The organism is Streptomyces sp. NPDC104831, assembly GCF_055583025.1.
In genome coordinates this window covers 35,139-60,721 of record NZ_JBVJOT010000031.1, presented here as the reverse complement: position 1 = coordinate 60,721, position 25,583 = coordinate 35,139, and the positions used below count along the sequence as shown (strand labels likewise).

General features: G+C 74.6%; 21 protein-coding genes. 11 read left to right on the top strand and 10 right to left on the bottom strand.

The window, feature by feature from the left end:
- The first annotated feature begins 99 nt into the window (after positions 1–99).
- Positions 100–486 carry a winged helix-turn-helix transcriptional regulator gene (locus tag ACZ63H_RS21735; protein WP_469867385.1) on the top strand — a complete coding sequence of 129 codons (387 nt, stop codon included), beginning with the start codon at positions 100–102 and terminating at the stop codon, positions 484–486.
- A gap of 31 nt (positions 487–517) precedes the next feature.
- On the opposite strand, the gene ACZ63H_RS21730 is transcribed toward ACZ63H_RS21735, so the two are convergent.
- The 3 genes from ACZ63H_RS21730 to ACZ63H_RS21720 form a co-directional block, all read right to left on the bottom strand.
- The gene (locus ACZ63H_RS21730) at positions 518–1,996 is read right to left on the bottom strand and encodes a glutamate-cysteine ligase family protein (RefSeq protein ID WP_469867383.1); all 1,479 of its coding nucleotides are present in this window, start codon (positions 1,994–1,996) and stop codon (positions 518–520) included.
- 124 nt (positions 1,997–2,120) lie between these two features.
- Positions 2,121–2,918, bottom strand: a complete 798-nt coding sequence (locus tag ACZ63H_RS21725) for an SAM-dependent methyltransferase (RefSeq protein ID WP_469867381.1) — start codon at positions 2,916–2,918, stop codon at positions 2,121–2,123.
- Between the two features lie 562 nt (positions 2,919–3,480).
- Positions 3,481–4,266, bottom strand: coding sequence for an SDR family NAD(P)-dependent oxidoreductase (locus ACZ63H_RS21720; RefSeq protein WP_469867379.1), 786 nt, complete (start codon positions 4,264–4,266; stop codon positions 3,481–3,483).
- Positions 4,267–4,427: 161 nt separating this feature from the next.
- Here ACZ63H_RS21720 and ACZ63H_RS21715 point away from each other — a divergent pair, with 161 nt between their 5' ends.
- Together ACZ63H_RS21715 and ACZ63H_RS21710 are read left to right on the top strand one after the other, a co-directional pair.
- Positions 4,428–5,072: a TetR/AcrR family transcriptional regulator gene (locus tag ACZ63H_RS21715; protein ID WP_469867377.1), complete on the top strand. Its 645-nt coding sequence runs from the start codon at positions 4,428–4,430 to the stop codon at positions 5,070–5,072.
- Positions 5,073–5,193: 121 nt separating this feature from the next.
- On the top strand, positions 5,194–6,645 hold the full coding sequence (locus ACZ63H_RS21710; RefSeq protein ID WP_469867375.1) for a WGR domain-containing protein: 1,452 nt from the start codon (positions 5,194–5,196) through the stop codon (positions 6,643–6,645).
- Between the two features lie 33 nt (positions 6,646–6,678).
- Here ACZ63H_RS21710 and ACZ63H_RS21705 read toward each other — a convergent pair whose 3' ends face one another.
- The gene (locus tag ACZ63H_RS21705; RefSeq protein ID WP_469867373.1) at positions 6,679–8,253 is read right to left on the bottom strand and encodes a glycerol-3-phosphate dehydrogenase/oxidase; all 1,575 of its coding nucleotides are present in this window, start codon (positions 8,251–8,253) and stop codon (positions 6,679–6,681) included.
- On the bottom strand, positions 8,250–8,849 hold the full coding sequence (locus ACZ63H_RS21700; RefSeq protein WP_469867371.1) for a TetR/AcrR family transcriptional regulator: 600 nt from the start codon (positions 8,847–8,849) through the stop codon (positions 8,250–8,252). The genes ACZ63H_RS21705 and ACZ63H_RS21700 overlap by 4 nt, the downstream gene beginning before the upstream one ends.
- 293 nt (positions 8,850–9,142) lie before the next feature.
- On the opposite strand from ACZ63H_RS21700, the gene ACZ63H_RS21695 reads away from it, so the two are divergent.
- The 4 genes from ACZ63H_RS21695 to ACZ63H_RS21680 all read left to right on the top strand — a co-directional run bounded on the left by ACZ63H_RS21695 (position 9,143) and on the right by ACZ63H_RS21680 (position 15,504).
- Positions 9,143–10,735 (top strand): FAD-binding oxidoreductase, encoded by a 1,593-nt coding sequence (locus ACZ63H_RS21695; RefSeq protein WP_469867369.1) that lies wholly within the window; start codon positions 9,143–9,145, stop codon positions 10,733–10,735.
- A gap of 39 nt (positions 10,736–10,774) precedes the next feature.
- Entirely contained in the window at positions 10,775–11,656 is an 882-nt protein-coding gene (locus tag ACZ63H_RS21690; RefSeq protein ID WP_469867367.1) for a diacylglycerol kinase family protein, read from the top strand.
- A 107-nt stretch (positions 11,657–11,763) separates the two neighbouring features.
- Positions 11,764–12,156, top strand: coding sequence for an NUDIX hydrolase (locus ACZ63H_RS21685; RefSeq protein ID WP_469867365.1), 393 nt, complete (start codon positions 11,764–11,766; stop codon positions 12,154–12,156).
- 837 nt (positions 12,157–12,993) lie between these two features.
- Positions 12,994–15,504, top strand: a complete 2,511-nt coding sequence (locus ACZ63H_RS21680) for an ATP-dependent Clp protease ATP-binding subunit (protein ID WP_469867363.1) — start codon at positions 12,994–12,996, stop codon at positions 15,502–15,504.
- Between the two features lie 31 nt (positions 15,505–15,535).
- Here the strand turns inward: ACZ63H_RS21680 and ACZ63H_RS21675 are convergent, their stop codons facing one another.
- Positions 15,536–16,012: a GreA/GreB family elongation factor gene (locus tag ACZ63H_RS21675; protein WP_469867361.1), complete on the bottom strand. Its 477-nt coding sequence runs from the start codon at positions 16,010–16,012 to the stop codon at positions 15,536–15,538.
- A 170-nt stretch (positions 16,013–16,182) separates the two neighbouring features.
- Between ACZ63H_RS21675 and ACZ63H_RS21670 the strand changes: the two genes are divergently transcribed.
- Complete coding sequence (locus ACZ63H_RS21670; protein WP_465270565.1) at positions 16,183–16,260, top strand: 50S ribosomal protein bL37; 78 nt, start codon at positions 16,183–16,185, stop codon at positions 16,258–16,260.
- A 48-nt stretch (positions 16,261–16,308) separates the two neighbouring features.
- On the opposite strand, the gene ACZ63H_RS21665 is transcribed toward ACZ63H_RS21670, so the two are convergent.
- A complete protein-coding gene (locus ACZ63H_RS21665; protein ID WP_469867359.1) occupies positions 16,309–16,722 on the bottom strand; it encodes an STAS domain-containing protein in 414 nt (137 codons plus the stop codon).
- A 147-nt stretch (positions 16,723–16,869) separates the two neighbouring features.
- Between ACZ63H_RS21665 and ACZ63H_RS21660 the strand changes: the two genes are divergently transcribed.
- Positions 16,870–17,880, top strand: a complete 1,011-nt coding sequence (locus ACZ63H_RS21660; protein WP_469867357.1) for an urea transporter — start codon at positions 16,870–16,872, stop codon at positions 17,878–17,880.
- Between the two features lie 156 nt (positions 17,881–18,036).
- On the opposite strand, the gene ACZ63H_RS21655 is transcribed toward ACZ63H_RS21660, so the two are convergent.
- Entirely contained in the window at positions 18,037–20,082 is a 2,046-nt protein-coding gene (locus tag ACZ63H_RS21655) for an MFS transporter (protein ID WP_469867464.1), read from the bottom strand.
- Between the two features lie 229 nt (positions 20,083–20,311).
- On the opposite strand from ACZ63H_RS21655, the gene ACZ63H_RS21650 reads away from it, so the two are divergent.
- A complete protein-coding gene (locus ACZ63H_RS21650) occupies positions 20,312–21,226 on the top strand; it encodes an aminoglycoside phosphotransferase family protein (protein ID WP_469867355.1) in 915 nt (304 codons plus the stop codon).
- 40 nt (positions 21,227–21,266) lie between these two features.
- Here the strand turns inward: ACZ63H_RS21650 and ACZ63H_RS21645 are convergent, their stop codons facing one another.
- Both ACZ63H_RS21645 and ACZ63H_RS21640 read right to left on the bottom strand, forming a co-directional pair.
- Positions 21,267–22,082, bottom strand: a complete 816-nt coding sequence (locus ACZ63H_RS21645) for an alpha/beta fold hydrolase (protein ID WP_469867462.1) — start codon at positions 22,080–22,082, stop codon at positions 21,267–21,269.
- 74 nt (positions 22,083–22,156) lie between these two features.
- On the bottom strand, positions 22,157–22,978 hold the full coding sequence (locus ACZ63H_RS21640; protein WP_469867353.1) for a DUF1684 domain-containing protein: 822 nt from the start codon (positions 22,976–22,978) through the stop codon (positions 22,157–22,159).
- Between the two features lie 291 nt (positions 22,979–23,269).
- Here ACZ63H_RS21640 and ACZ63H_RS21635 point away from each other — a divergent pair, with 291 nt between their 5' ends.
- Entirely contained in the window at positions 23,270–25,444 is a 2,175-nt protein-coding gene (locus ACZ63H_RS21635) for an MMPL family transporter (RefSeq protein ID WP_469867351.1), read from the top strand.
- The last annotated feature ends 139 nt before the right edge of the window (positions 25,445–25,583 follow it).

Below are 25,583 nucleotides of genomic sequence, written 5' to 3'. Positions count from 1 at the left end.
GGACGCCGGAAGCGCGGGCTGAGGTTTAGTACTGGACTACTTTTATCACATGGACTTACTTTTATTTAGTCCCCTACGCGGGAGTAGTAGGCTGAGGTCATGGACGAGAACCACGACAGCGCGGCCTGCAAGCGGGTGGACGACGGCATCACCCGTGTCTTCCAGCTCCTCGGCAAGCGCTGGAGCGGGCCGATCGTGGCCGTCCTGGTGGGGCAGCCCGCCTACTTCGCCGACATCAGACGGGCCATCCCCGGCATCAGCGAACGCATGCTCTCCGACCGGCTCGCCGAACTCGGCGCCGCCGGCCTCGTCCTGCGCGAGGTCGACGAGGGCCCCCCGCTGCGCGTCTCCTACCGGCTGACCGAGGCCGGCGCCGCCCTGGAGCCCGCGCTCCGCCAGCTGGCCCAGTGGGCCAAGTCCCACCTGCCCGACGTCCCGCAGTGCACCGGGGTCGCCCTGGACCCCTCGACCCGGGCACCGGGCTAGGGCCTCCGGCCGTCCCGCAGCGCGTGCCGGCTCAGTCGACCGGCCAGGTGTGCACCGGGGCGTTGAGATGCATGTAGTCGATGTACACCTGGGTCATCCGGCGCAGCGCCTCGTGCCGGCCGGCGTGCGCGGTGTCGGCCACGTGGTGGAACATCTCCTTCTGCCACACCGCTCCGTTGCGCGCCGTCACACACCGCTGCTCGATCACCCCGAGCAGGGGCTCCCGCCAGGCCGCGTCCATGCCGGACAGCTCCAGGCCGCGGTGCGCGAGCGGCAGCAGCCGCCGCAGCACCAGCTCCGGTGCCGGCGCCTCGCCCGTCCCCGGCCAATACAGCGGCGCGTCGATGCCGAGCCGGGCGGCGGTGTGCAGGTTGTCCTCGGCGGCGGCGAAGGACATCCGCGACCACACCGGCCGGTCCTCCTCCACCAGGGCGCGGGTCAGGCCGTAGTAGAAGGCGCCGTTGGCGAGGGTGTCGGCGACGGTCGGGCCGGCGGGCAGCACCCGGTTCTCCACCCGGATGTGCGGCCGGTCGCGGGAGACGGCGTACACCGGCCGGTTCCAGCGGTAGATCGTGCCGTTGTGCAGGGTGAGTTCGGGCAGTGCCGGGATGTCGCCGCGGTCCAGCGTCTCCACCGGGTCCTGCTCGTCGCACAGCGGGAGCAGCGCCGGGAAGTAGCGCAGGTTCTCCTCGAACAGGTCGAACACGCTGTTGATCCACCGCTCGCCGAACCACACCCGGGGCCGTACCCCCTGCACCCTGATCTCCTCCGGGCGGGTGTCGGTGGCCTGCTCGAACAGCGGGATCCGGGTCTCGTGCCACAGCTCCTTGCCGAACAGGAACGGCGAGTTGGCCGCGAGCGCGACCTGTACCCCGGCGATCGCCTGCGCCGCGTTCCAGTACCCGGCGAACTCCTCCGGCGACACCTGGAGATGGAACTGGGTGCTGGTGCACGCCGCCTCCGGGGTGATGGTGTCGGCATAGGTCCGCAACCGGTCCGCCCCGTCGATCTCGATGCGCAGGTCCTCGCCCCGGGCCGCGAAGATCTGGTCGTTCAGCAGCCGGTAGCGGGGGTTCTCCGACAGCGCGTCCTCGCCGATCTCCTCCTGCCGCAGGGTGGGCAGGATCCCGACCGTGATCAGCCGGGCGCCGACCGACCGGGCCCGCTCGTCGGCGTGGTTCAGCGCGGCCCGGATCTCCGCCTCCCAGGCGTCCGGACCGCCCGCGGTCAGCCGCCGGGGAGGAACGTTGATCTCCAGGTTGAACCGGCCCAGCTCGGTGGACCAGGCCGGGTCGGAGATCGCCGCCAGCACATCGGTGTTGCGCATCGCCGGCTCGGCCTCGTCGTCCACCAGGTTCAGCTCCACCTCCAGGCCGACCTGGGGCCGCTCCGACTCGAAACGCGCCTCGCGCAGCATCCGCGCCAACGCGTCGAGGCACCTCTGCATCTTGATCCGGTACCGGCGGCGGTCCTCGCGGGTGAAGACGAGCGCCGGGACGTCCCGTCCCATCGGCCCTCCAGGTCCCCTCGTCGGTCACCTTCCCCTCCAGCGTCGCACCGGGGGATCCGGCACACCACGCGGGCCGGGGGCGCACCTCGCGGCACCGCCCCCGGGGACGCGGCGGACCGGCCGGTCAGGTGGTCTTGCGGGCCACCGCGCCGTAGAAGCCGATCTCCTCGGAGCGGGGCGGCGGCGGGGCGTCCGGGCGCCAGAACGGCACCTGGGCCAGGCCCGGTTCGACCAGCTCGAAACCGTCGAAGAACCGCTCCACCTCGGCCCGGCCGCGCAAGTGCAGGGACGCGGTCGCGTTGGTGTACACGTCCTGGGCGGCGGAGCGGTCGGCGAAGTCGCCCGTGGCGTGCGAGAGCACCAGGAAGCTGCCGGCGGGCAGCGCGTCGCGCAGCGTGGCCACGATCTCGGCGGGCCGGTCCGTGTCGGCGAGGAAGTGCAGGATCGCCACGAGCAGCAGCGCGACCGGCTGATCGAAGTCGATCAGCTGACGGACGTCGGGGTGGTCCAGGACGGCGCGCGGATCGCGCAGGTCCCCGAGGACGATGCGGGTCGTGCCGGACCGGCTGAGCAGGGCGTTGCCGTGCGCGGCGACGATCGGGTCGTTGTCGACGTAGGCCACGCGCACATCGGGCGCCGCCGACTGGGCGACCTCGTGCACGTTCGGCGAGGTGGGCAGCCCGGTGCCGATGTCCAGGATCTGCCGGATCCCGCTGCCCACCACGTACCGGACGGCGCGCTCCAGGAAGGCGCGGTTCGCCCGGACGCCGATGCGGGCCTCGGGGGCCGCGGCGGCGAGCGCGTCGCCCGCCTGCTGGTCCACCTCGTAGTTGTCCTTGCCGCCCAGCAGGTAGTCGTAGATCCGCGCGGGGTGCGGTCTGCTGGTGTCGATGGTGACGGCCTCGTAGCCGTTCTCTGTCACGCTGTGCTCCTCTCACCGGCCGGCCCGGCCTCGGTCCGCGGCGGCCGGGCCCAGCCTCCCATACCAACTTGCCGGGTCGTCACGGGAGTTCCCGCAGGCCGCCGGGCGGGCCGGGCGGCGCGGGGGAGCCGCCTCCCGGCCCGCGGCCGAAGGCGTGGGCGCGAGCCGCCCGGGGGCCTCACCCGGCCGGCTGTCGCCAGGTGGCAGGCGTGCCGCCGGGGGCGGAGAGTCGGAGCGGGGCCGACGGCGCGGACACGTCCGCCGGCCGTCCCCACGGACCGGCACGCCGCCTCGGCCGCCCAGGCGACGGCGGGCCGCCCGGCAGGGGCGGGGAACGGTGAATCCATGCGCTCGGGCCGTTCCCCGCTCCGTCGACCGCCGGGCCGCCGCCCCCTTCGTCCTCTCGTCCTCCGCCGTACGCGGGGCGCGGGGATAAAGGGGTGTGCGGCAGGGGCCCGCGTTGCCGTGCCCCTGGCCGAGGACCCGCTGCCACGCCGGAAGCGTGTCCTTACGCCCTGGCCGCCCGTGCCCGACCCGGCGTGGGCCGGGCGGGTGCCGTGGCTCAGAAGTGCGTGCCGCCGTCGACGCGGATCTCGGTCCCGGTGATGAACGCGCCGTCCCGCGAGCCGAGCATCGCGACGACGGACGCCACCGTCTCCGGCCCGGCGAACCCCTGGCCGAGGGCGGGGGAGAGCTTCGCGAACAGGCTCATGTCGGCGTCGGCGGGCAGTCCCGGCCCGCTGCTGCGCCCGCTGGCGCCGCTGCCGTCGGTCATCCCGCTGGAGATGGAACCGGGCTGGACGGCGGTGAAGCGGATGCCCCGGCCCGCGTACTCGGCGGCGAGCGCGTGCGTCATCGACTGGATGCCGCCCTTGCTCGCCGCGTACGCCGCCATATAGGGGTGCGCGAAGGCGGCCGAGGTCGAGCTGAAGTTGACGACCGCCGCGTCCCGGCCCGCCAGCAGGGCCGGGAGCGCCTCGCGGATCACGAGGAACGTGCCGACGAGGTTCACCTGGAGGACGCGGGTGAACTCCTCCAGGCTCGTCTGGTGCGAGTGCGAGGAACGCAGGATGCCGGCGGCGTTGACCAGCACGTCCAGCCCGCCGAGCGTGTCCGTCGCGGCGGCGACCCCGGAGCGCACGGAGGCCTCGTCGGCGACGTCGACGACGAGGGTGGTGAGCCGGTCCGCGTACCCGGCGGCCTTCTGCGCGGTGTCCCGCAGCCCCCGCTCGCTCACGTCCGCGGCGACCACTTCGCCGCCCTCGGCGAGGACGCGCAGCACGGTGGCCTGGCCGATGCCGGAGCCGCCCCCGGTGATCAGCACGCGGCGGCCTTCGTAGCGGTTCATCAGGTTCTCCTGCCCGGCCCGCCGGGGTGCGGCGGGCCCTGTGCGACGCCGGTTCTCTTGCCGTCCGACGCCCTGGTGCCCTTCACGTTACGCCCTGGTGGCACGTTTTGCCATTTCGTCAATTCATGCCTTCCGGCTCGGCCGGGCCGTAGTCTTCTGGGATGAGCACCAAGCCGCCCCCCTCCCTCACCGAACGCCGCAAGGCCGCGACCCAGCTCGACATCGCGCACGCGGCGGCGGAGCTGTTCGCCGCGCAGGGGCCGCACGCGACCACCGCCGAGGAGATCGCCCGGCACGCGGGCGTCGCGCTGCGCACCTTCTACCGCTACTTCCGCTCCAAGCAGGACGCGGTGAGCCCCCTGCTCGCGGCCGGAGCCGACCGGTGGCGGGCGCTGCTGGAGGCGGCCGAACCGGGGACCGGTCTGCTCCGGGCGCTGGAGACGGCGGTGGAGCGGTCGCTGGCGGCGCCGGACGAGGAGGCCGCCGCGGCGCTGGAGCGGACCCGGGGACTGCTGCGGGCCGCCGCGGACGATCCCGCGCTGCGCGCGGTGTGGTACCGGGTGAACCAGGAGTCGGAGGAACGGCTCGTCCCGGTCGTCGCCCGGCTGGCGGACGGATGCCCGGACGCCCTGGGGGTGCGCCTGGTGTCGGCGGCGGCCACGGACGCGATCCGCATCGCGCTGGAGACCTGGGCCGGCACGGAGGCGGGCGTCACCGGCGAGGGCTCGCCGGCCGCGCTCGCGCTCCGGTGCCTGCGCCGGCTCCTCGGCGGAGCCGAGGGGCTGTGGCCGGACGGTGCCCGGTAGGACACCCGGCGGCCGGCCGCGCCCCGTCCCGTCCGGGGCCGTTGTCAGTGGGTGCCCCTACGGTGAACAGCAGTCGGGGACCCGCCGGAGTGGCCGCGGGTCCTTCTGGGAGGGGTGTGCCATGTCCACGGGGTCCGCGGTGTCGACGACGTACCTGGAGCTGTCGCAGGAGGACGGCGGAGCGCACAAGTTCTACGAGGTGAGCGTCGACGGCCGGGTGGTGACGGTGCGCTACGGCAGGATCGGCGCCGCCGGGCAGACGCAGACGACCACGTTCCCGACCGAGGAGAAGGCGCGGGCCGCCGCCGCGAGGAAGCTCGGCGAGAAGGCCCGCAAGGGATACGCGCCGGCCGTCCGGGGACAGCGCGCCCCGCGTCCGCTGACCCGCCGTCAGATCAGTTCGGCGCCGTCCACGGCGCGGGCCGTGGCACCGGTGCTGTGGCGGTTCCGCACCGGCTCCGCCGCGTTCGGCATCCATGTCGACGACGACCGCTGCTGGGTGGGCAACCAGGCCGGCGACGTCTACACCCTGGACCACGAGGGCGCCGTGCTGGCCCGCTTCAGCCTGCCGGACGGCGTGAAGTGCCTGGTCGCCGACGACTTCTGGATCTACGCCGGCTGCGACGACGGCACGGTGTACGACCTGTCCTCCAAACTGCCCTTCGCCGCCTACGACATCGCCGCCGACGTCGACATCTTCTGGCTGGACATCCACGAGGGCGTCCTCGACGTCTCGGACCGCTCCGGCGGGCTCACCGTCATCGACCACGAGGACGAACACCAGTGGTCCCGCCGCAGCCGGGGCGAGCACGCCTGGATGGTCCGCGCCGACGACCGGGCCGTCTACCACGGCCACCACCGGGGCGTCACCGCGTACGCGCCCGACGGCGGCCGGGAGCTGTGGCACACCCCGACCAAGGGCGGTGTGCTCTTCGGCTGGCAGGAGCGGGACGCGGTCTACGCGGGCACCGCGCACCGCGTGGTCCAGCGGCTGGCGAAGGCCGACGGCGCGATCGAGGCGACGTACGCCTGTGACGGCGCGGTGTACTCGTGCGCCACCTCGCCCGGCGGCCGGTTCGTCTTCGCCGGCGACGCGGCCTCCTCCGTCTACTGCTTCGACCAGGACGGAACACGGCTGTGGAAGCTCGGCACGGGCGGCGGCTCCGCGCTGTCGATGCAGTACCACGACGAACGGCTGTACCTGGTCACCACCGACGGCTCCCTGGTGTGCGTCGACGCGAGCGAGGCGGCCGTCGCGTCGGCCCAGCAGGGCACGGTGCCGGTGGTGCGGGACGTCAAACTGGCCGCCGCCACGCCGACCTACGCTCCGGCCACGGCCGTGTCCGCGCTCTCCACGGTCGACCGGGCGCCCGCCGGGGCGATCGTGGTCGAATGCGTGCGGGAGGGCGGCCGGGTCCGGGTCCACGTGGTCTCCGACGGCTACGACCCCTCGTGGAACGTCCAGTTCCCGCGCGCGATACGCGAACCCGGCGCCCGCTACGTCGTGGACGCCCTGCACCCGTCGGCGGGCGGCTTCTACCGGGTCCGCGGCGACATCCACCGCCTCCTGTGAGCCGCCGGGAGCGGGGCGGGCCGGCGGCCCCGGTCAGGGGCGCGGGGCCGCCGCTCGCTCCAGCATCTCCCGTACGACGGGCAGCGCCCCGGCGCGGTCCTCGGGGACCAGGCCGATCCGGGTGCGGCGGTCCAGCAGGTCGGACGCGTCCAGGGCGCCCTCGTGACGGAGCGCCCACAGCAGCTCGGCGCGGGTGACGGGGTGGCCGGGGACCACGGGCCCGGCCAGGGCGGGGTCCTGCGCGGCGAGGGCGTGGACGGCCACGGCCTCGGTGCCGTAGCGGTGGACCAGGCGGCGCGGCGCGGGCAGTGCCCGCAGCCGTCCGGGGGCGGCGGCACCGGTCAGGGGCAGGTCGGCGGTGGGGGAGGGGGCGGCCCGCAGGCCCCTGGCCGCGACGGCGGCGTCCACGGCGTCCTGTGCCATCCGCCGGTAGGTGGTGAGCTTGCCGCCGACCACGGTGGTGACACCGTCGGGCGAGGTGAGCACCGCGTGCCGGCGGGAGACGTCGGCGGTGCGGGCCGGGTCGCCGTCCCCGGCGGAGGTGTCCAGCAGCGGGCGCAGCCCCGCGAAGGCGCCGACCACCTCCCGCCGGGCCACCGGGGCGTCCAGGACGGAGCCGAGCACGTCCAGCAGGAAGCCGATGTCGCTCTCGGGCACCTCGGGCACGTCCGGGATCCCCCCGTCCACCGGCTCGTCGGTCAGCCCGACGTAGACCCGGCCGTCCCCCTGGGGCAGCACCAGCACGAAGCGGTTGGTCTCCCCGGGGACCGGGATGTGCAGTCCGGCGGGCAGCGCGCCGAGCCGTTCCGAGCGCAGCACCAGATGGGTGCCGCGCGAGGGACGGATCCGGATCCCCTCGGCGAGGGCACCCGCCCACACCCCGGCCGCGTTGATCACGGCGCGCGCCCTGATCCCGCCCTCCTCGCCGGTGAGTTCGTCCCTGATCCGGGCGCCCGTCCCGGTCAGCTCCAGCGCCCGCACCCGGGTCAGTACCCGGGCACCGTGCGCGGCGGCGGTCCGGGCGAGGGCGGTCACCAGCCGGGCGTCGTCGGTCACCCGGCCGTCCCAGGACAGCAGCCCGCCGCGCAGCCCGGCCGCGCGGACCGAGGGCGCCAGATGGCGGGCCTCGGTCGCCGGCAGCCGGCGCGGCGCGGGCAGCACCTGCCGGGGCGTGCGGGCGGCCAGCCGCAGCACGTCCCCGGCCCGGAACCCGGCCCACGCCAGCGCGGCCTGGGCCCGGGACACCAGCGGGGTCAGCGGCAGCACGAACGGCTGGGCGGCCACCAGGTGCGGCGCCGTACGGGTCATCAGCACCCCCCGCTCCACCGCGCTCTCGTGGGCCACGTCGAACTGCGCCGACGCCAGATAGCGCAGCCCGCCGTGGATCAGCTTCGAGCTCCAGCGGGAGGTGCCGAAGGCGAGGTCGTGGGCGTCCACCGCGACGACGTCCAGCCCGCGGGCCGCCGCGTCCAGCGCCGCCCCGGCGCCCGTCGCGCCGAGCCCGACCACCAGGACGTCGGCCACCCGGCCGTCCGCGGCCTCGGCCAGTTCCCGGACCCGCCGGTGGGCGCTCAGGGACGAGCCGGGCGCGGCCTCGGTATGGCTCATGGCGTCAGGGTCCTCTCCAGAAGGGCGCGCAGTTCACCGAGGAACGCGGCGGAGTCCAGCTCCGGATCGTCCTCGTCGGTCATCGTGCGCAGGGACAGGGTGAAGGACTGCACGGTCAACAGCAGGGCGCGCGCCTGCCGTTCGACGTGGCCGGGCCGCACGGAGCCGTCCGCCCGGCCCTCGCGCAGCGCGTCGCCCAGCAGCGCGAGCAGCGCCTCCTGGCTCGCGCCGCGCCGGTCGAGCACATAGGGCAGCAGCAGCTCCGGATCGACGTCGACGATCTTGCGGAAGAGGGGGTGCGCCCGGAAGGCCTCGACCCCGGCCACCAGCCCGTCCACGATCCGGGTGCGGGTGCCGACACCGGGCGCGGGTGCCGGCATCGCCCGGGTCGCCACGTCGATCCACTCCCGGGTCATCAGATCGCCCACCAGGGTCCGCAGGTCCGGCCAGCGCCGGTAGAGCGTCATCCGGGAGACACCGGCGCGGCGGGCGACGTCGGCGAGCGTGGTGCGCCGCACGCCGACGGCCAGCACGCAGTCGCGGGCCGCGTCGAGGACGGAATCGCTGTCCGCACCGTTGTGACGAATAGGCGTCATGTGTCACAGTGTAACGCCCCGACGGCGGGACGGAAGGGCTCCGGCCCCACGGACACCACCCGGCCCCCGCGGACCGACGACCGACCAGCCCTCCGGCCACCGTGCCGAGCCCGACGACCGCCCAGCCCCCGGCGACCGCACCGAGCGGTACGACCAGCCGGCCGACCACCCCTCCGATCCCGTACGACCGGCCCGCCGGCCGGCCACCGCCGCGATCCGTACGACCGGCTCGCCGGCCACCGCGCCGAGCCGCACGAAGACCGGCCCGCCAACCCTGTGAGGACGACCGCTCAATGGACATGCTGTGGAACGGCTGGGGCGACCCGGCCAAGGCGGCACCGCTGCCCGACACGGTGACCGGGCTGCTGCGCGACCTGCTCGGTGTCAGGCCGCGCGCGCCCCACGCCCTCGGCCTGGCGGACATCCGCCCGCCCGCCGTCACGGCCCGCCCCGCCGCCCTGCGGGCGCTCGCCGAGGCCGTCGGAGGCGAGGAGCACGTCCGCACGGACCCCGAGAGCCGCATCCGGCACACCCGCGGCAAGTCCACCCCCGACCTGCTGCGCATCCGCGCCGGCGACCTCGCCGACGTGCCCCAGGCCGTCGTCCTGCCCGCGAGCCACGACGAGGTCCTCGCCGCGCTCCGTGCCTGCGCCGCGTACGGCCTGGCCGTCGTCCCCTTCGGCGGCGGCACCTCCGTCGTCGGCGGACTCGCCCCGCAGCGCAGCGCGTTCGTCGCCCTCGACCTGCGCCGCATGGACGGCCTGCTCGACCTCGATCCGGTCTCGCGCACGGCCGTCCTCCAGCCCGGCCTGCGCGCCCCCGAGGCCGAACGGCGGCTCAACGAACGGGGCTACACCCTCGGCCACTTCCCGCAGTCCTTCGAGTGGGCCACCATCGGCGGGTTCGCCGCCGCCCGCTCCAGCGGACAGGCGTCCGCCGGCTACGGCCGCTTCGACGAGATGGTGCTCGCCCTCACCCTCGCCACCCCCGAGGGCACCCTCGACACCGGCCGCGCCCCGCGCTCCGCCGCCGGACCCGACCTGCGTCAGCTGGTCCTCGGCTCCGAGGGCGCCTTCGGCGTCATCACCTCCGTCACCGTACGGATCCGCCCGCTGCCCGAGGTCCGGGTGTACGAGGGTTGGCGCTTCGGCTCCTTCGGGGAGGGCACCGCCGCGCTGCGCCGGCTCGCCCAGGACGGGCCCCGGCCGACCGTACTGCGCCTGTCCGACGAGACCGAGACGCTCATCGGACTCGCCCAGCCCGACGCGATCGGCGCCGGCCCGGAGCAGGGCGGCGCCGGATGCCTGGCGATCACCGGCTACGAGGGCACGGCCGAGGACACCGCGCACCGCCGGGCGCGGGCGGCGGAGGTCCTGACGGCCTGCGGCGGCACCCCGGTCGGCGCCGAACCCGGCGAACGCTGGGCGCGCGGCCGCTACTTCGCGCCCTATCTCCGCGACGCCCTCCTCGACGTCGGCGCCTTCGCCGAGACGCTGGAGACCGCCGCGTTCTGGTCCCGCGTCCCCGGGCTGTACACGGCCGTCCGCACCGCCCTGACCGACACCCTCACCCGGGCCGGCACCCCGCCCCTGGTGATGTGCCACATCTCCCACGTGTACGAGAACGGCGCCTCGCTGTACTTCACCGTCGTCAGCGCCCAGGGCGAGGACCCGGTGGCCCACTGGGCGCCCGCCAAGCACGCGGCGGGCGAAGCCGTCCTCGCGGCCGGCGGCACCATCTCCCACCACCACGGGATCGGCACCGACCACCGCGACTGGTACGTCCGCGAGGCCGGCCCGCTCGGCGTCTCGGCCCTGCGCGCCGTCAAGCGCCGCCTGGACCCGGACGGCCTGCTCAACCCCGGCGTCCTGCTGCCCACCGACTGACCCCAGTCCGATCCGACCGCCTGCCTCGGAGGCCCACCGATGCGCCAGTTCACCGCCGTCGTCAACCCCACCGCGGGCGGCTCCACCGGGGCGGCGACCCTGCTCCACCTGGCCCGGCTGCTGCGCGAAGCCGGGGCCGGGCTGGAGACGGAGTACAGCCACAGCCTCGCCCACGCCCAGGACATCGCCCGCGCGGCCGGCGAGCGCGGCCGGATCGTGCTGGCCGTGGGCGGTGACGGCATCGCCGGCGGCATAGGCGGCGCGCTCAGCGGCACCGGCACGGTCCTCGGCCTCGTCCCCGCCGGACGCGGCAACGACTTCGCCCGCGCGCTGGACCTGCCCGCCGACCCCGGGGCGCTGGCGGACATCCTGCTGCGCGCCGAGCCCCGGCCCGTCGACACCATCGAGGTGGAGTCGGCCGTCCACCCGCGCACGGTCGTCCTGGGCAGCGTGTACGCCGGCGTGGACGCGGAGGCCAACCGGCACGCCAACAACTCCCGGCTGCTGCGCGGCGCGGCCTCCTACTACGCGGGCGGACTGCGCGCGGTCACCACCTGGCGGCCGGCCGACTACCGGGTCACCGTCGACGGAGCGGAGCACCTCCACCGCGGCTACACCGTCGTGGCCGCCAACTCCCCCTACTACGGCTCCGGTCGGCTCATCGCCCCCGGCGCGCGGGTGGACGACGGGCTGCTCGACATCGTGCTGATCCGCGAGGCCCCGCGCCGGCTGTTCTTCACCCTCATGAACGAGCTGCGGACCGGCACCCACGTCCGCCGCCCCGAAGTGCGCGTGCTGCGCGGCCGGGAGCTGCGCGTGGAGGCCGGGCGGCCCGTGCCCTACGGCGCCGACGGCGAGGTGGAGGCCACCCTGCCGGTCACCCTGCGCGTCCGCCCCGCCGACCTGCCGGTCCTCTACTGACGCCGGCCCACGGTCCGGCAAATCGTCGTACGCGTTTGCGACTTGGGGCGCATCACCCGCCCGGACACCGGGTAGGCGAAGGATGCCTGGGGAGGGGAGAGGACCGGATGACCGAGGAGCGGGCCGAGGGCGTGGTGTGGGCGGTCGTCGTGTACGACGGGCGGGTGCTGCTGGTCCCGGAGGCGGACGGCTGGGGGCTGCCCTCGGGCGCCCCGCAGCCGGCCGAGACGCCCCAGGCCACCGCCGCGCGGGTCGTCTACGAGAGCACCGGCTACCTGGTCGACGGCACCGAGCCGCTGGAACCGGCCGACACCGACGGCGGGACGGCCGTCCTGTGCCGTCTGCTGACCGAGTCACCGTCCGACGGCGGCCGTCTCGCCCCGGACCGCCTGCGCTGGGCGCCGACGGGGGAGACCGCCGACGCCCGTCTGCCACCATCCGTACACCGCTACCTGGAGGGCCATGCCCCCCGCCTGAACCACCCTCCCCGGCCCTCCTGACCCCCACCCGCCTCCGCCGGCGACGACCACCCGGCCCATGACGTCCGCGAGACCGTCGGAACCACCCCGGCACCCTGCCGGCCGCGACCGTCGGCAGTCCGGCCGTCCCGGTGGGCCGCGGCGGTTTCGGGCCGTCCGGCCGTGGGGGCGGCGGCTGGTGTCTTCTGGGCCGTCCCGGGGGTGGGGAGCACTACGGTGGACTGCCCGCCAAGGCCGCTCCGCCCGCCGCGACCGTCGGCAGTCCGGCCGTCCCGGTGGGCCGCGGCGGTCGGCGGCCCGGCCGTCCCGGTGGGCCGCGGGGGTTTCGGGCCGCGGGCCGTCCGGCTTGTGCGGCGGCGGGTGGTTTTCGGGGCCGTCCCGGGGGTGCGGAGCACCACGGGGGCCGTCCGTCCGGGCCGCGTCGCCCGCCGGAGCCGCTTGGGGCCCCGGCCCGTGACCACCGCCGGGCGGCCTTCGCGAACCGTCCCGGCCACCGGACGGGGCCCTGTGACGGTCCGGCCACCCAAGGCGCTCCAGCCTCCCGTGACCGCCGGTGGTCACGGCCGCCCGGCCCGCACGACCGGCTTCGTGTGCGTTGCCCGCGACCACCCCGGCCCGTCGGCAACGGCACCGCACCCCCGCCGTCACGGCCGGTCACGTGGCGCCCCGGCCGTCGTGCCCGCCCGCCCGGTCCCGCCCCCTCCCTCCGCTTGCGGTGCCGTCCGGCGGGGGTTTCAGTGATGTAGGGACCCCTCGTGGGTCCCTCGCGTTGCCGACAGCGCGGATACCCGCCCGCGAAGGCCGCTCGTGGGTGTCCCGCCGCGGATGGCCGATCCCCCACGCGCGCCAGGAGCTGTCATGTCGATGTCGTTCGGTGCACCGTTCGGTTCGTCGGACCCCTTCAGTGACCTGCTGAATCGGTTCTTCGGTATGTCACCGGCGTCATCGCCCCCAGCGGTGCAGCGCGTCCCCATCGGACGGCTGCTGACCGAGTCGTCGCAGGCGCTGCTCAATCTGGCGGCGCAGCGGGCCGTCGACGACGGCACCCCCGACCTGGACACCGAGCACCTGCTGTGGGCGGCCACCCAGGTCGACCCGTCGCGCCGGCTGCTCTCCCAGGCGGGCGTGGAGCCCGACGCGCTCGCCGGCGAGCTGGCCAAGGTGCTGCCCCGCGAGTCCGGCGCGCCCTCCGCGCAACCGGGACTGACCCCGGCGGCCAAACGCACGCTGCGCGCCGCCTACGCCCGGTCGCAGGCCGCCGGTGTCTCCTACATCGGCCCCGAGCACATCCTCGGCGCCCTGCTCGGCGACGACGACACCGGCGCCGCCCGGATGCTGCGGGCCGAGGGCCTGGACACCAAGCGCCTGACCGGCCTCACCGAACAGACGGCACCGCGCCCCGAGACCGCGCAGGCCGAGCGCGGCCGGCCCGCCACCACCCTGGACGAGTTCGGCCGCGACCTGACCGAGGAGGCCAAGGCCGGCAAGCTCGACCCGGTCGTCGGACGGGCCGACGAGATCGAGCAGACCGTGGAGATCCTCTCGCGCCGCTCCAAGAACAACCCCGTGCTGATCGGCGAACCCGGAGTCGGCAAGACCGCGATCGTGGAGGGACTCGCCCAGCGCATCGTGGCCGACGAGGTCCCCGGCACGCTGAAGGGGAAGCGGGTCGTCGCCCTGGACCTGTCGGGCATGGTGGCGGGCGCCCAGTACCGCGGCCAGTTCGAGGAACGGCTGAAGAAGGTCATCGAGGACGTCCAGGCGGCCGGCGGCGACATCATCCTGTTCATCGACGAACTGCACACGGTCGTCGGCGCCGGTGCCACCGGCGAGGGCGCCATGGACGCGGGCAACATGCTCAAGCCCGCCCTCGCACGAGGGGAACTGCACGTCGTGGGCGCCACGACCATCGACGAGTACCGCAGGTACATCGAGAAGGACGCCGCCCTGGAACGCCGCTTCCAGCCGGTGCTGGTCCCGGAACCCACCGTCGAGGAGACGGTGCAGATCCTGGAAGGGCTGCGCGACTCCTACGAGGCACACCACCAGGTCCGTTTCGACGACGGCGCGTTGGCCGCCGCGGCCGAGCTGTCCGACCGGTACGTGAGCGACCGCTTCCTGCCCGACAAGGCCATCGACGTGATGGACCAGGCCGGTGCCCGGGTGCGGCTGCGCGGCAGCGGACGCTCCACCGAGATCGTCAGCCGCGAGGACCGCATCGCCAAGCTGCGGCGGGAACTCGACCAGGCCGTGTCCGCCGAGGACTTCGAGAAGGCGTCGGAGCTGAAGCGGCAGATCGCCGAGGTGGAGGGCGAACTCGCCGGTATCGAGGAGCGCCGCGAGGGCGTCGTCTCCGTCACGGCCTCCGACATCGCCGACGTCGTCTCCCGCCGCACCGGCATCCCGGTCTCCCAGCTCACCGCCGGCGAGAAGGAGAAGCTGCTGCGTCTCGAGGAGGAGATGCACGCGCGCATCGTCGGCCAGGACGAGGCCGTCACCGCCGTCTCCCAGGCCGTACGCCGCAACCGCGCCGGCATGGGCGACCCCAACCGTCCCGTGGGGTCGTTCCTCTTCCTCGGCCCGACCGGTGTCGGCAAGACCGAACTCGCCAAGACCCTCGCCGCCCTGCTGTTCGGCAGCGACGACCGCATGATCCGCTTCGACATGAGCGAGTTCCAGGAGAAGCACACCGTGGCCCGGCTGGTCGGCGCGCCGCCCGGATACGTCGGCTACGAGGAGGCGGGCCAGCTCACCGAGAAGGTCCGCCGCCAGCCCTACAGCGTGGTGCTCTTCGACGAGGTGGAGAAGGCCCACCCCGACATCTTCAACACCCTGCTGCAGATCCTGGACGACGGCCGGCTGACCGACGCCCAGGGCCGCACCGTCGACTTCCGGCACTGCGTCGTCATCATGACGTCCAACATCGGCGCGCACCGCATCCTCGACCACAAGGGCGATGTGTCCGACCTCAAGGGCGCGTTGATGGAGGACCTGCGCGGCCGGTTCCTGCCGGAGTTCCTCAACCGGATCGACGACATCATCATCTTCCACGGCCTGACCGAGGACGACCTGGGGCGGATCCTGGACCATCTGCTCGACCAGAGCAGGCACAAGGTGCGCGCCCAGGGCATGGACCTGGAGGTCACCGAGAACGCCAAGAAGCTGCTCATCGCCCATGGGCACCAGCCGGAGTTCGGCGCCCGCCCGCTGCGCCGCACCATCCAGGCCGAACTCGACAACCGCATCGCCTCCCTCCTGCTCGGCGGCGAGGCCGGCCCCGGGGACACCATCGTCGCCGACGTGCGGGACGACTCGCTGCACTGCTCGGTGCGCCGGAACACCGACGCGGCGCCCGCACCGGCCCCGTGACGGGGCAGGCACCAGGACGGCCCCGCGCGGTCTACGCGGTCGGAGGCTCGCCGATCGACACCAGGACCACCGTCGTCGGCCCGTCCGGGGTGTCGTAGCGCACGGTGTCGCCTGGCCGGCGGCCGAGCAGGGCACGGCCGAGCGGGCTGTCGGCGGTGACCAGCGTCTGGTCCAGCGCCTCGGCGAGTCCGGCGATCCGGAGGGTCTCCGTCTCGCCGTCGGGGAAGCGCACGGTGACCGTGCTGCCCACGCCGACCACGTCGGTGGGCGCGGGGCCGGCGGCCTCCGCATCACGCAGCCGCTCGGTGATGTCCCCGATCCGCCGGTCCAGGCGCTCCAACTGGTCGGCGCGCCGCAACTGGTCGGCCTGGTCCGCCTGGTCGCCGGCCGGTGCGGAGGACTCCCGGAGCGTTCCGGCCACCAGCCGGCGCTCGTCCCGCAGGTCGGCGAGTTCCTGTTCCAGCGCGCGGCGGGCCTGGGCGCTGATCGGCTCCGGTTCACCGGTCACGGTGTCTGCTCCTTCGCGGGGCGGGTAACCGGAGGGGAGAGTCCGGCATTCCGCATCATAAGGGGACCAGTTGCGCTCAGGGTGTACGACGGGTTGTGCCAGGCTAATGTGCTTATGTCCTTGCATAACGGCTGATTTCAGCCCACGGAAAGGCACACAGGGAGGTACCGATGTCCTCGAAGCGACGCCGGAAGAAGAAGTCGCGCCGCAACCACCCGGCCAACCACGGGAAACGCCCGCAGTCCTGACACCCGTGGCGGTCCGCCGGGGTGTCCGCCGGCGCCCGCGGCGGGCCCTCAGGCCTCCAGGGCGTCCCGGATGCTCGGGTAGCAGGCGATCAGCGGCGTGAGGCCGACGATCTCCAGCGTGCGCAGGACGGGATTGCGGACGCCCGCCAGCCGTAGCCAGCCCGGCGGTTGATGGGCCTGGTGGCCGGCGATGAGGACGTTGATGCCGCTGGAGTCCATGAACGGCACCCCGCTCAGATCGGCGACGGTGCGCTCCCCGGGGACGGGATCCACGGAGGTCAGGGCGTCTCTCAGCACCCCCGAAGTGTGATGGTCGATCTCGCCGATCACGGTGACGACGGTGACGCCGTCGATGGTGGACCGGATGACGGACAGCCCCTCCGGTCCCGCCTGTTCGTTCATCGCCGCCGTGTCCACCACGTGTTCCTCGTCTCCGCTCGCCCTGATCCTTGCCCAGCGCATTCCTCACCAGGCGGCTGCCCCGGATCGCACGGGAAATGCCGGCCGATCGGTGCGCGCTCCGGCGCATCTCGACAGCCCTGTACCGCATGACGGAAGATGCATACCGTAGTGCGGAATGACAGGGGGGTATCGGTGAGGGGGCGGAACGTGCGGTCGTACGAGGGCCGGGGGTGGCGGCGGGCCGGAGGCTCCGGGCGGGGGCTGCTGCGCGGGCCGGCGCAGGTGATGTTCCAGGCCGACGCGCGGACCGGGCTCGTCTTCTGCCTCGCCCTGGCCACGGCCGACTGGCGCTACGGCGCCTACGCCCTCGGCGGCGCCGCCCTGGGCACCGGCACGGCGGGGCTGCTGCACGTCGCCCGCGACCGGGTGGAGCAGGGTCTGGAGGGCTTCAACTCCTGCCTCGTCGCCCTGTGGTGCGCGGTGTTCCTCGGCGCGGGCCGGCCGTCCACCGCGCTGCTCGCGGCCGCGGCCTGCGCGGTGACCACGGTCGCCACCGCCGCCGTGGTCCGGCTGCTGCGGGTGTGGCGGCTGCCGCCGCTGACCCTGCCGTACTGCCTGCTGGCGAGCGCGGTCACGGTCGCCGCGCCCGTCTACCGGCGGATCCGGCCGCACCACGCCGGCCTCGCCGCGCCGCCCGGCCCGGCCACCGGACCGACCGCACCCGGCCCGGACGACCTGTGGCGGGCCTTCTTCCGCAACATCTCCCAGGTCTTCTTCCTGGACGAGTGGTACGCGGGGGCACTGCTCCTCGCGGGGCTGTTCCTGGCCGGCCGGGCCGTGGCCCTGCTGGCCTGCGCCGGCAGCGCCACGGGCATCCTGACCGCCTGGGCGCTCGGCGCACCGGAGGCCGCCGTCGCCGACGGCACCATGGGCTACAACGCGGTACTCGTCGCCATGGCCCTGGGCGGGGTGTTCCTCGCCGTGACCCCGGCCACCGTGCTGTACGCGCTGCTCGGCGCCGCGACGGCGACCGCCGTGACACCGGCCGTCGCCGGGCTGCTCGCCCCCTGTGGGGGCCGGGCCTTCACCTGGCCGTTCGTGCTGACGACGCTCGGCTTCCTGGCCGCGGCCCGCTCCTTCCCCCGGCTCACCGCCCGGCGCCCCGCCCCGGACGCGCCACACCCGCACCGGTCCGGCACCACGGCGCGCACCGCCTGAGTGTGCTGTCCGCAGAGGCCGCCGCTGCCGGGACCGCTGCCGTCGGCGCCCACGCCTCCACCATCGGCCGGGAATCGGAACCCGCGCCGGGGCGGGCCCTTGGAAGAGGGGCGGCCTCGACGGCCGCCGCGGGCCCGACGCCGAGGACCGAAGCGCTCAGCCGACCGGTCCGCCGCCGGGCCGGACCTTGCGCCAGCGGGCGTTGCACCAGGAGAAGAGGCCGAACGCGGCCAGGCCGAGTGCGACCAGGGCGAGCAGCCACGGTCCGGCCGGCAGGTCCCTGAACGCGCGCAGGGTGTCGTCCATGCCCTTCGCCCGGCCGGGTTGGTGCCGTACGGCCGCGACGACGGCGAACACCCCGGCCGCCGCGAAGACGACGCCACGGGCCGTACCGCCGGTCACCCCGAGGCTCTGGACCACCGGCCGGGTGCGCCCGGACAGGGCCTCGGCCCGCAGGTGTTTGAGGAACTTGCGCTGCACGGCCCGCACCGCGATCCACAGCCCGGCGACCACCACGCCGGCACCGGCGAGGCCGAGGAGCCACTGGCCGGCGGGCCACTGAAGCACCCGGGCGGTGACGTCGTCGGTGTGCCGGTCGGACGAGCCGCTGCCGCTGCCCCGGCTGCCGGCCGCGTAGGCGAGCACCGAGTAGGAGACGAAACAGTAGAAGAGGAACCGGAACAGGGCCGCCGCCCGCCGGGAGAGCTTGGACCCGTCGGGGCCCGACGCGCCGAACACGGCCTCCGACAGCCGCCACAGGGCCATTCCGGCGAGCGCGACACCCACGATCCACAGCAGTGCCGACCCGAACGGCCGCTCGGCCAGCTCACCGAGCGCGCCGCCCCGGTCGGCCTGGCGTTCGCCGCCGCCACCGCCCAGGGCGATCCGCAGGGCGATCACCGCCACCAGTACGTAGATCAGGCCTCGCGCCGCGAAACCGGCCCGGGCCGCCATGGCCATGGGTCTGCTGTCCGCTGCCCGGGCCGAAGAGCGCAGTACGTCCATACACCGCCGATGCCCCCGCGGCCCGGGCCGACACCTGCCCGGGCCGGGCCGCTCACCGCGGTGCGGCGCGGTACGGCCGGCCGGACGCCGTCGCCGGCCCCGCGGGCGACCGCCGAGCGACACCACGAAGGCCCCGGTGGTCAGCAGCCCGCCGGCGAGGAAGACGCCCCGCGGCCCGGCGTGCGGCAGGACCAGTGCCCCGAGCGCGGCGCCCGCTGCGATCCCGGCGTTGTAGCAGCCGGAATTCGCCGCGAGCGCGAGGTCCGTACGGCCCGGGGCGCAATGCAGCGTCACGTTCTGGGCGGCCGTGAACACCGGCCCGAGCGCCCCGCCCGTCAGCACCAGGAACACCACCGCCGCCCCGGGCCGGTCACCGGTCGCGCACAGGCCGAGCATGCCCACGGCCTGCACGGCCACGGCGGCGGTCAACGCCGCGTGCGGGAAGCGGTCCAGCAGGACGGCGGTCACGCCCACCCCGGCCAGGCACGCGGCACCGAAGACCGAGAGCAGCGCGCCGACCGTGCCCGGCGCGAACCCGCTCACGCGCTCCAGGAACACCACGAGGTAGGTGTATCCCGCGAACGCGCCCGTGGCGGAGAGGGCCCCCGCCGCCAGCACGGTGGCGAACCGGCGGGCGTCGGGACCGGCCGCGTAGGCGGCGGGCTCCTCCTCCGGGCGCGAGGTCGGCAGCCAGGCGGCGACCGTCACGAGGCAGACCAGGCCCAGCGCGGCCGGCAGCGCGAACGGCAGCCGCCAGCCGCTGTGCCGGCCCAGCCAGGCCGAGGCCGGCACGCCGAGCACCAGGGCGAGCGAACCGGCCACGGACAGCGCCCCGACCACCCGGCCGCGCACCCCGGGCGCGAACAGGCCCACCGCGACCGGCCCCGCCACGGCCCAGAACAGCGCCTGGGCGAGGGCGGCCGGCAGCCGCGCCGCGAGGAGGACGCCGTAGGAGGGGGCCAGCGCCGAGACGACGCCGGAGACGACCAGCGCGGCCAGCAGCCCGGCGAGCACATGGCGCCGGGGCACCGCCCGCAGGACACGGGCGAGCGGCACGGAGGCCACGGCCACCGTCAGGCCGTAGCCGGTGACGAGCAGGCCGGCGGCCGGCAGGGACACCCGCAGGCTCCGGGCGACCGGCTCCAGCAGGCCGACCGGCAGGCTCTCCACGGTGTTGAGGGTGAAGGCGGCCAGCATCAGGGCCGCGAGCACGGCCGCCCTGCGCCACGGCGCCGGCCGGGCCGTGACCTCGCGTGCCCCTGGCACCCCGGCCCGTCGCGCCTGTCGCGTGGCACCGTCCATGGCGGTACCCCACCCGGCCCACCGGCCCTGCCGCAACCGAATTCATCCGCCGCCGGTCCGGGTCCGACGCCGTGCCGCCGAATAATCGCTGGCTTCCCTTTTCCCCACCGGTGACACTCCCGCCGTGACGCTTCACGAGAACGAGATCCCGGTCGACGAGACACTGGTGCGGTCGCTGCTGGCGGAACAGCGCCCGGAGTGGGCCGCCCTGCCCTTGTCGCCGGCGGGCGCGGGCACGGACAACACCATGTACCGGCTGGGCGACGACCTGCTCGTGCGCCTCCCGCGGACCGCCGGCAACGGACGGTCCCTGCGGAAGGAACAGCGGTGGCTTCCCCGCCTGGCGCCCCTCCTTCCCCGCCCGATCCCCGAACCCGTCCACGCCGGCACGCCCACCGGCGCCTTCCCGCAGGTCTGGTCGGTCCACCGCTGGATCGACGGTGACGAGGCCGGCCCGGACAGCGTTCGGGACTGGGCCGCCTTCGGAGCCGACCTGGCGGCGTTCGTGCGGGAGCTGCACCGCGTCGACCTCATGGGAGCGACACGCACGGGCGACCTCAGCTGGTACCGCGGAGGCGGCCTGGAGCCGTGCGACCAGTGGGTCGTCAGGTGTCTCGACGACTGCCGGGCCACCGAGGGCCGCGAACTCGACATCGACGCCCTGGCCGAGCTGTGGCGAGCCGGGCTCGCACTGCCCGATCCCTCCGCACCTCACGTGTGGCTCCACGGCGACCTCAAGCCGACCAACCTCCTGGCCCGGGAGGGCAGGCTCCACGCGGTGATCGACTTCGGGGCGCTCTCGGTCGGCTGGCCCGACGCGGAGCACGCCACGCTCTGGGACCTGCCGCCCCGGGCACGGCGGGCCTACTGGGACTCCATGGACCTCGACGAGGCGACCTGGACCCGCGCCCGGGCGTGGGCGATCGCGGTGGGCGTCAGCGGGATCTCCTACTACCGGCACACCTTCCCCGCCTTCGTGGCCGAATGCCGGGCACGACTGCGGGCGATCCTCGCCGACGCCGACGCCGCCGCGCGCTGAGCAGCCCCCGGCCCCGCGGGAGGGCGTACCGGGTCACCGCCTAGGAGGACGGGACGTCGAGATCCGCGAGGAATCCCTCCAGCAGGCCGTGCAGGACCTCCGGGCGTTCCATGTGGAGGTCGTGACCGGTGCCGGGGACGCTCACGGCCAGGGTCGCCGGGCGCTGTACCAGCATCGCGTCGACCACCGGTGCCGGGACCAGGCCCGACCGGGCGAAGACGGCCAGGGCGGGGCAGCCGACCCGCCGCCACGCGGGCAGGGAGGAACACCGGGCGGTCTCCGTCAGCACGGCGAGCATCACGTCACGGTCGAAGCGGGGGCGCCAGCCGTCCTCGTGGCGCTCCAGGCCGGCCGCCCAGCCCTCGCCCGCCGGGCCGCCGCCGAAGAAGGAGACCGCCGCCGCCCGGGAGGGGAAGGGCACCGGCCACGAGTCCAGCCACGCGCCGATCGCCCGAGGAGCCCCGGGGTCGGGATCGCGGGGCGCGGCCTCCACGAGGACCAGCCCGCGGACCAGCGCGGGGTGGGCGGCGGCGGTCAGCAGCGCCGTGTGACCGCCGAGCGACTGCCCGACCAGCACGGGCCGGTCCAGCCCCAGCCGCCCGGCGACCGCCACCACGTCCGCGACGAAGGCCGCGCGCGAGACGTCGCCGGGACGCCGCTCGCTCGCGCCGTGCCCGCGCTGGTCGACCGCGACCACCCGGTGACGCCCCGACAGCCTCTTCGCCAGGGCGTCCCATTCACCGACGTGGCCCGCCAGGCCGTGCAACAGCAGGACCGCCGGTCCCGGGCCCCCGCCCCCGTCACGGCAGACCAGCCGGACACCGTCCCGGACGACCACCCGCCGCGACCACTCCACCACCGGCCTCCCGTGTACCGCCGTTCGTCACTCCCGGGCGCTAGGCTCGGCCCGTCCGCGGGCGTGCGCCCGGCTCACGGCCGTCCGCCGCGCTCCAGCGGGATCCGCTCGCCGGCCTCCACCGCCACCGGCAGCCGGTTCCCGGCGGGCGGCAACGGGCAGGTGGCCAGGTCGGTGTAGGCGCACGGCAGGTTCCCGGCGCGGTTGAAGTCGAGCGTGACCGTGCCGTCGGGGCCGGGCGCGTCGATGTACAGCGAGCGGTTCGCCGCGTACGTCGTCACGCCCGAGGTGGCGTCCGTGAACAGCACCATGAGCCCGCCGGGACCGCGGCCGTCGAACGCGGTGAGCCGGTGCCGCGCGCCGGCCAGCTCGAACTCGACCTGGCCGGGGGAGCCGTAGACGTGCTCCAGCCCCTCCACGGCGGCGCCCACGGTGACCGGCCGCGGCCGGTCGTAGGGCAGGAAACGGCCGGGGACGACCCAGCGCGGATCAGGGGCGTAGGCGGGCGTGTGACGGAAGGACGTGCGCAGCGCGTTGTCCGGGTGGCGGGGCCGCAGGATGTCGTGGCCGCCGCGCCGGGCGACCTCGAGCCGGGCCTCGCCCCAGTCGGCGTACCGGCTCTCCCGCTCGGGGACGGACCCGAAGGAGTGCCGGCCGCGCACCACCGCGCCGTCCACCACCAGCTCCTCGCCCTCGGCGAGTTCGACCACCACACCGTCCCCGGTGGCCGACCAGGCCCCGGGCGCGTCGGCGAAGCGGGCCGGTTCGGGGCCCAGCCAGTGCAGGCCGGTGATGGCGAGGAAGCCGTGCGGCCCCGCCAGCCTCTCCTCCTTGGCCCGGTGCCACTCCTCCCACTCCCTGACGAAGGCCAACCGGTCGATGTCCTGGACGGTCATGCCCACTCCTTCATGTCGGTGCCGTCGGTCGAGTCCCGCGTCCGCGTCAACGACGGCGCCCCGGCCGGTCATCCCGGCCGGCGATATGGAAACGTCAGCGACACATACCGGGGGTCCGACCGCCCCGCCGGCACGGAGCGTCCGGTGCGGGAGCGTGGGGGCGTGGTCACTAGGATGTGACGTCAAGACAACCATGCGACCGGCCCGTTCCACGCGTGCCGGTCGGGGTCGCCGATGCCAGGGACCGCTCCCCGGGCTGCGGTGATCTTCCTTCCCAGGAGGACCCTCCGCATGTTCCGACGAATAGGCAACGCCGTCGTCCGTCATCCCGTTTGGACGATCGTGGCGTGGCTGATCGCCGCGGTGGCGATAGTGGCCACCGCCCCGAGTCTGCCCTCGAACAGTGACGAGAGCAGTTTCCTACCCAAGAGTTACGAGTCCATCAAGGCGGCGGACCTCCAGCAGAAGGCGTTCCCCAGCGCCTTCACGCCGTCCGCGATCGCGCTCTACCAGCGCACCGACGGCGGCAAGCTCACCGCCGCCGACCAGAAGGACGTCGCCCGGATCACCACCGAGCTGGGCGAGAAGCACATCGACCAGGTCCAGAAGGTCGTCCCCGGCCAGCCGTCGAAGGACGGCAAGTACACCCTGACCCTGGTACAGATGGACAGCAAGAACGCCGGTCAGCCCAAACAGGCGGACGCGGCGAAGGAGTTGCGTGAGGAGGCCCGGAAACTGGCCAAGGGCACGCATCTCGACGTCAAGCTCGGTGGCTCCGCGGCACAGGCGCTCGACCAGCAGGACTCGTCCAAGCGCGGCGAGGCGCTCATCGGTATCGGCACCTTCGTCATCATCCTGGTGACCCTGCTGATCATCTTCCGGGCGCCGATCCTCGCGGTACTGCCCCTGGTGCTGATCGGTCTGGTGTCGGCCGTCGCCAACGGCCTGATCGCCTATGCCACCAAGCTGTTCGGCCTCCAGGCCAACAGCTCGATCTCGTCGATCCTCATCGTCGTCCTCTTCGGCGTCGGCACCGACTACTTCCTGTTCCTGATCTTCCGATACCGCGAGAGCCTGCGCGCCGGGGACGAACCCAAGCAGGCCATGATCAACGCGGTGGACCGGGTCGGCGAGGCCATCGCCTCGGCGGCCGGAGCGGTCATCATCGCCTTCCTCGCCCTGGTGCTGTCCACGCTGGGCTTCCTCAAGCAGATGGGCCCGGCGCTCGCCATCGCGGTCGGCGCCACCCTGATCGCGGGCCTGACCCTGATCCCGGCCGTGGTCTCGCTGATCGGGCCGAAGGTCTTCTGGCCGTCGAAGTCCTGGCAGAAGGAGCCGCAGAACGCCCGCTTCGCCGCCCTCGGCCGGGGCGTCCAGCGCCGCCCGGCGCTGACCGCCGTCGTCTCCGGGCTCGTCCTGCTCGTCCTGTCGGCCGGCACCTTCGGCTTCAAGGCCACCTTCGACCTGGCGTCGGGCTCCATGCCCAAGACCAAGGAGTCCATGGTCGTCCAGGACCGGATGCAGCAGGCGTACTCGGCGGGCGCGGCGGCACCCACCGACGTCTACCTGTCCAGCACCGACGGCAAGCAGCTGGACGGGTCCCGCTTCAAGGAGTACGCCCGGAAGCTGGGCGAGGTGGACGGCGTCGCCAGCGCCCGCATGACCCAGCTCAACAAGGAGGGCACCACCGCCGACTTCACCGTCACGCTGAAGTACGAGGCGTCGACGGACAAGGCGATCGACGCCGTGGGCCGGGTCCGCGACGTCGCGCACTCGGCGGCGCCCGACGGCACCGAGGCGTACGTCGGCGGCATGTCCTCGATCTACAAGGACATCGACGCGGCGGTCAACCACGACTACCGCACCGTCTTCCCGGTCGCCGCCCTCCTCATCATGATCATTCTGGGGCTGCTGCTGCGCAGCGTGGTCGCCCCGTGGTACCTGATCGCCTCGGTGGGCCTCGGCTTCGGTGCCACCCTCGGCGCCACCGTGTGGATCTTCCAGGACTGGCAGGGCCACTCGGGTCTGATGTTCATGCTGCCGGTGATCATGTACCTCTTCGTGGTCGCGATCGGCACCGACTACAACATCCTCATGATCGCCCGGCTGCGTGAGGAGGCCCGCGAGGGCCGCGAGCCGCGCGAGGCGGCCGGCATGGCGCTCCGGCACGCCGGGCCGACCGTGGCCGCGGCGGGCTTCATCCTGGCGGCGACCTTCGCCACGATGATGCTGGCGGGCAACTCGCTGCTGTCGGAGATGGGCTTCGCGGTCTCCTTCGGCATCGTGGTGGCCGCGTTCGTCATGGCGATGTTCTTCACCCCGAGCCTGACGGCCCTGATCGGCCACGCCGCCTGGTGGCCGGGCCACGGTGACCGGGCCAGGACTCCGGGCGCCGGTTCCGGTGCGGTCCGGCGCGACGAGGACCGGGACGCCACCGCCCACGATCCGGCCGGGCGCCGCGGCTAGCGGCAGCCGGATCCACGGAATGAGTCCTGGGGGGGGGGGGGGGGGGGGGGGGGGGGGGTTGGGTGGGGGGGGGGGGGGGGGGGGCGAGGGGGGGGGGGGGGGGGGTGGGGGGGGGGGGGGGGGGGGGGGGGGTGGGAGG